Genomic DNA, 4247 nt, shown 5'->3' with positions numbered 1-4247 from the left:
GCTGGGCGTCCCTTCGCTGGACGTCCCTTCGCGGGGCGTCCCGTACTGACTCAGTTCGGTGCAGCTACTCCAGGTCTGCGCCGCGTTTCTCTGGGAGCAGGAACATGGCGAGGAACTGGACGATGTAGATGGTCGGCAGCAGCGCGAGTGCGAACGCGAACCCGAAGGAGTCTGCGAGCAGGGCGATGACCACGGGTGCGAGTCCGCCCAGAGCGCGTCCGATGTTGAAGACGACGTTCTGAGCAGTCGCGCGCACCTGGGTCGGATACATCTCTGCCAGCAGAGCACCGTGCCCGCCGAGCATGCCGTTGGCGAAGGCTCCCATGAAGAATCCGCCGATGAGCAGCGCGGTGGGATCGGTCATCTGGCTGTAGACGAGGATCGAGACGATCGCCCCGGCTTGGAAGATCAAAAACGCCGGCCGCCTGCCCAGCCTGTCGGCGACCTGACCGAAGATGAGGATGCCCGCGAGCATTCCGATCACCGTCACCGCCGTCCACAGCGATCCCTTCGTCACGCCGAGGTCCATCTTCTCGGACAGATAGTTGGGCAGCCAGGCGATGATGCCGAAGTATCCGAAGTTCTGCACCGTCGAGAGGATGATCAGGGCGAACGTGATCTTCACCGTCGCCTTGTCCTTGACCAGCGCACGGATCTTCGCACCGAACGTCGGAAGCTCCGCTGCGATCTCTGCCCCGCCGCCGGAGGCCGAGCCTGCCGACTCCGCAGAGTCTACCGACACCGTCGCGGCGTGGCCCCGCTGGGACTGTACGAACTTGTCGGGCTCCTCGACGCCTCGGCGGATGACGAAGGCGAAGATCGCAGGGAAGAGACCGATGACGAACAATGCCCGCCAGCCCCACACGGCGATGACGGGGGCGGAGACGATGGCTGCGGCGAAGACGCCGATCTGGAAACCCACGCCCACCCACGATGTGGCTCGGGCACGCTGAACGGCCGGCACCGCCTCAGCGGCCAGAGCCATGCCGATGCCGAACTCACCGCCGATTCCGACGCCGGCGATGAATCGGTAGGCGGCCATGTCCCAGTATCCCTGGGCGATCGCGCTCAGGCCGGTGAACACCGCGAAGATGAGAACGGTCCAGGTCAGGACCCGAACGCGACCGTAGCGGTCGGCCAGGGATCCGAAGACGATACCGCCGAGGACCGCGCCGAAGAGGGTGATCGTCGACAGTGATCCTGCCTCGACGTCGCTGAGCCCGAAGGTGGAGATGATCCCACCGAGGGCAAAGCTGAGGATGAGCAGGTCGAAGCCGTCGAGTCCGTATCCGACCGCGGCGGCGAAGAGTGCCTTGCGTCTGTAGGCGGGCGCCGAGGTGGTGTCGGCGGAGGTCTTCGGCGTCGCTGCGCTCATGCGGGATCCTAGATCGATCGGCGGATCGGAAAATGGCCGCAGGCCATTATCCACCAGAAGTGGCCGGCAGATGAAGTCGCAGGTCAACCGCGATACGTCGTCCGCCGGCCACGAGGTCGAGCTCCCGCATGGTCGAGCTCCCACATGGGCCAGCTCAGTGACTCAGAAGCATCTGCCTCACACGAGCGCGTCGGCGCCCAACCGGAATCCGGCTCCCTTGTGATCATCGGCCAGGCGCGGGCCCTGTCCGGTCAGCTGTTCGCGGACGGTGGCGCCCTCGACTGGTTCGGGCAGGAGTCCGCGGCGGCGCAGTTCGGGCGAGACGTACTTCGTGAAGCGTTCGGCGTCTGCCGGACGGACGGCGGCGGCGATGTTGAAGCCGTCGATGTCGGCCTCGTCCATCCAGCGTTCGAACTCATCGGCGATCGTCGCGGGTGAGCCGGTGATCACGGGTCCGCGTCCGCCGATGGCGACGAACTCTGCGAGGTCGCGGATGGTCCAGGTCTTGTCGCCGGCCATCGTGGTGAAGGAGGCGAGCGCGGACTGATTCGCGTCGGTGGCCACGTACTCCAGCGGGTCCTCGGGTTTGGCCCCGGAGAGGTCGACGCCGGTCCAGCCACCAAAGAGGGAGAGTGCGGATTCGGTGTCGACGTAGCGCGTGTAGTCGGCGAGCCTGGCCTCGGCGGCTTCGTCGGTGTCGTCGACGATGACGGTGGCGAGCGCGAAGATCTTCACGCTGTCACGGGCACGTCCTCGTTCTTCGAGTCCGTCGCGAACCTTGTCGACCCAGGTGCGCAGGATCTGCGGTGTGGGTCCGGAGAAGAAGATCGCCTCGGCGTGGTCGAGGGCGAACTCCTGCCCCCGTTTGGACGCGCCTGCCTGGAACAGCAGCGGCGTGCCCTGTGGTCCGGGCACGGCGAGTGCCTGGCCGGGAACGGTGAAGAACTTGCCCTCGTGGTTGATGTCGTGGACCTGTTCGGGGTCGACGAAGACGTTGGCCTCGGCGTCGGCGCGCAGAGCCTCGGGGGTGATGGAGCCTTCGAGGAGTTTGTACATGACGTCCATGAATTCGTCAGCCCTGTCGTAGCGCTCGTCATGCGGGATCTGGCCCTTGAGTCCCAGGTTGCGTGCCGCTGAGTCCACGTAGCTGGTGACGATGTTCCAGGCCACGCGCCCGTTGGTGAAGTGGTCGAGAGTCGTCAGCGTCCTCGCCAGCAGGTACGGCTTTTCATAGGTCACCGAGGCGGTCACGCCGAATCCCAGCGTCTTCGTCGCGGCAGCCATGGTGGGCACTGCGACGAGCGGGTCGAGGAGCGGGAACTGAACTCCCCCGCGATTGGTGACGTCAGCGTTGCCTCCGTAGACGTCGTAGACGCCGAGGATGTCAGCGAGGAACAGGGAGGAGAAGCCGCCATCTTCCAGGGTCTTCGCCAGATCGGTCCAGAAGCTCAGTTGGGTGAATTCCTCGACACGGGATTCGGGGTGGCGCCACAGTCCGGGTGACTGATGGACCGGGGTCATCATGTCGAAGGCGTTGAGAATGATGGGTTTCGTCATGGGGTGTCTTCTTTCCTCATTGATGCAGATGTCAGGTAGCAGGTTTGCCTCAGTCGTGGGCGGGGTCGGTCAGCGCCAACTCGCGGGCGGGGTCCTTCGCCGCCAGTGCCGCGATGAGTGAGAGCAGGCACAGCAGCGTGAGATAGCCGCAGATCAGCCAGGGCGAGTGACCGCCGACGACGTAGAGCAGGGCTGCGACCATCGGCATGATGCCGCCGCCGATGACGGTGCCCAGTTGGTAGCCCATGTTCACGCCCGAGTAGCGGACCTCGATGGGGAACTGTTCGGCGAACCAGGCCGCCTGCGGTCCGTAGATGGCGTCGTGGGCGAGGTTCATGCCGAGGATGACGACGATGGGCAGGATCGCCAGTGGCCCGGCGTCGAGGAAGGCGAAGAAGATCCAGCCGAAGACGGCCACTCCGATGATGCCGCCGATGGTCACGCGTTTGCGGCCGACCTTGTCGGAGACCCATCCCCACAGCGGCCCGGTGAAGAGCCCGATGGCGGAGGCGATCATGACCGCGGTGACTCCGGAGGTGGAGTCGCCGCGGTTCTCGGCCAGGTAGCTGAGCATGTAGACGGTGATGAGGTAGAAGACGCTGTTCTGCGCCAGGCGAAGGCCGATCGTGACGAGGAGGACGCGCGGGTGTTTGGTCAGGACGTCACGCAGGGGTGCCTTGGCGACGTTCCCGGAGGCCTTGAGCTCTTTGAATTCGGGTGCATCGGAGACGCCGAGGCGGATCCACAGTCCCAGTGCCACGAGCAGCGCCGAGGCCAGGAAGGGGATGCGCCAGCCGAAGGATTCGAACTGTTCGTCGGTGAGCAGCGACTGCACGACGAAGAAGGCACTGGTGGCCAGCAGCATGCCCGCGGCGGATCCGATCTGGGTGAAGGATCCGAACAGTCCGCGCTTGCGGGCCGGGGCATGTTCGACCGAGAGCAGAGCGGATCCGCCCCATTCGGCGCCGGCGGACAGACCCTGCACGATGCGCAGGACGACCAGCGCGGCCGCGGCCCACCACCCGATGGCCTCGAAGTTCGGCACCAGGCCGATGAGCGTCGAGGCGATCCCCATCGACAGCAGGGAGACGACGAGCAGCGCCTTGCGTCCGACTCGGTCGCCCAGGTGCCCGGCGATGATCCCGCCGACGGGCCGGGCGATGAAGCCGACGGCGAGGCTGGCGAACGCGGCCAGGCTGCTGCCGAGTTCGCTGCCGCTGGGGAAGAACTGGACGTTGAAGATCAGTGCCGCCGCGGTGCCGTAGAGGTAGAAGTCGTACCACTCGATGGTGGTGCCGGCGAAGGCCGAGGCGAG

Annotated in this window: 3 protein-coding genes; all 3 read right to left on the bottom strand. The window is 65.8% G+C overall.

Annotated elements, in window-relative coordinates:
• Positions 1 to 64: 64 nt before the first annotated feature.
• Positions 65 to 1375: an MFS transporter gene (locus L0G76_RS14515; RefSeq protein ID WP_304357868.1), complete on the bottom strand. Its 1311-nt coding sequence runs from the start codon at positions 1373 to 1375 to the stop codon at positions 65 to 67.
• A gap of 177 nt (positions 1376 to 1552) precedes the next feature.
• Positions 1553 to 2932, bottom strand: coding sequence for an LLM class flavin-dependent oxidoreductase (locus tag L0G76_RS14510; RefSeq protein ID WP_304357867.1), 1380 nt, complete (start codon positions 2930 to 2932; stop codon positions 1553 to 1555).
• A 49-nt stretch (positions 2933 to 2981) separates the two neighbouring features.
• A partial coding sequence (locus L0G76_RS14505) for an MFS transporter (protein WP_304357866.1) occupies positions 2982 to 4247 on the bottom strand: 1266 nt, incomplete at its 5' end.

Source organism: Brevibacterium picturae (assembly GCF_030453725.1).
Taxonomy (GTDB): Bacteria; Actinomycetota; Actinomycetes; order Actinomycetales; family Brevibacteriaceae; genus Brevibacterium; species Brevibacterium sandarakinum_A.
The sequence above is the reverse complement of the archived record's forward strand: the minus strand, read 5'-3'. Positions and strand labels throughout refer to the sequence as shown.

What these genes read in the sequence shown, in the direction of transcription:
- L0G76_RS14515 (WP_304357868.1), bottom strand. Translation starts at nt 1,375, where the DNA reads ATGAGCGCAGCGACGCCGAAGACCTCCGCCGACACCACCTCGGCGCCC.
- L0G76_RS14510 (WP_304357867.1), bottom strand. Translation starts at nt 2,932, where the DNA reads ATGACGAAACCCATCATTCTCAACGCCTTCGACATGATGACCCCGGTC.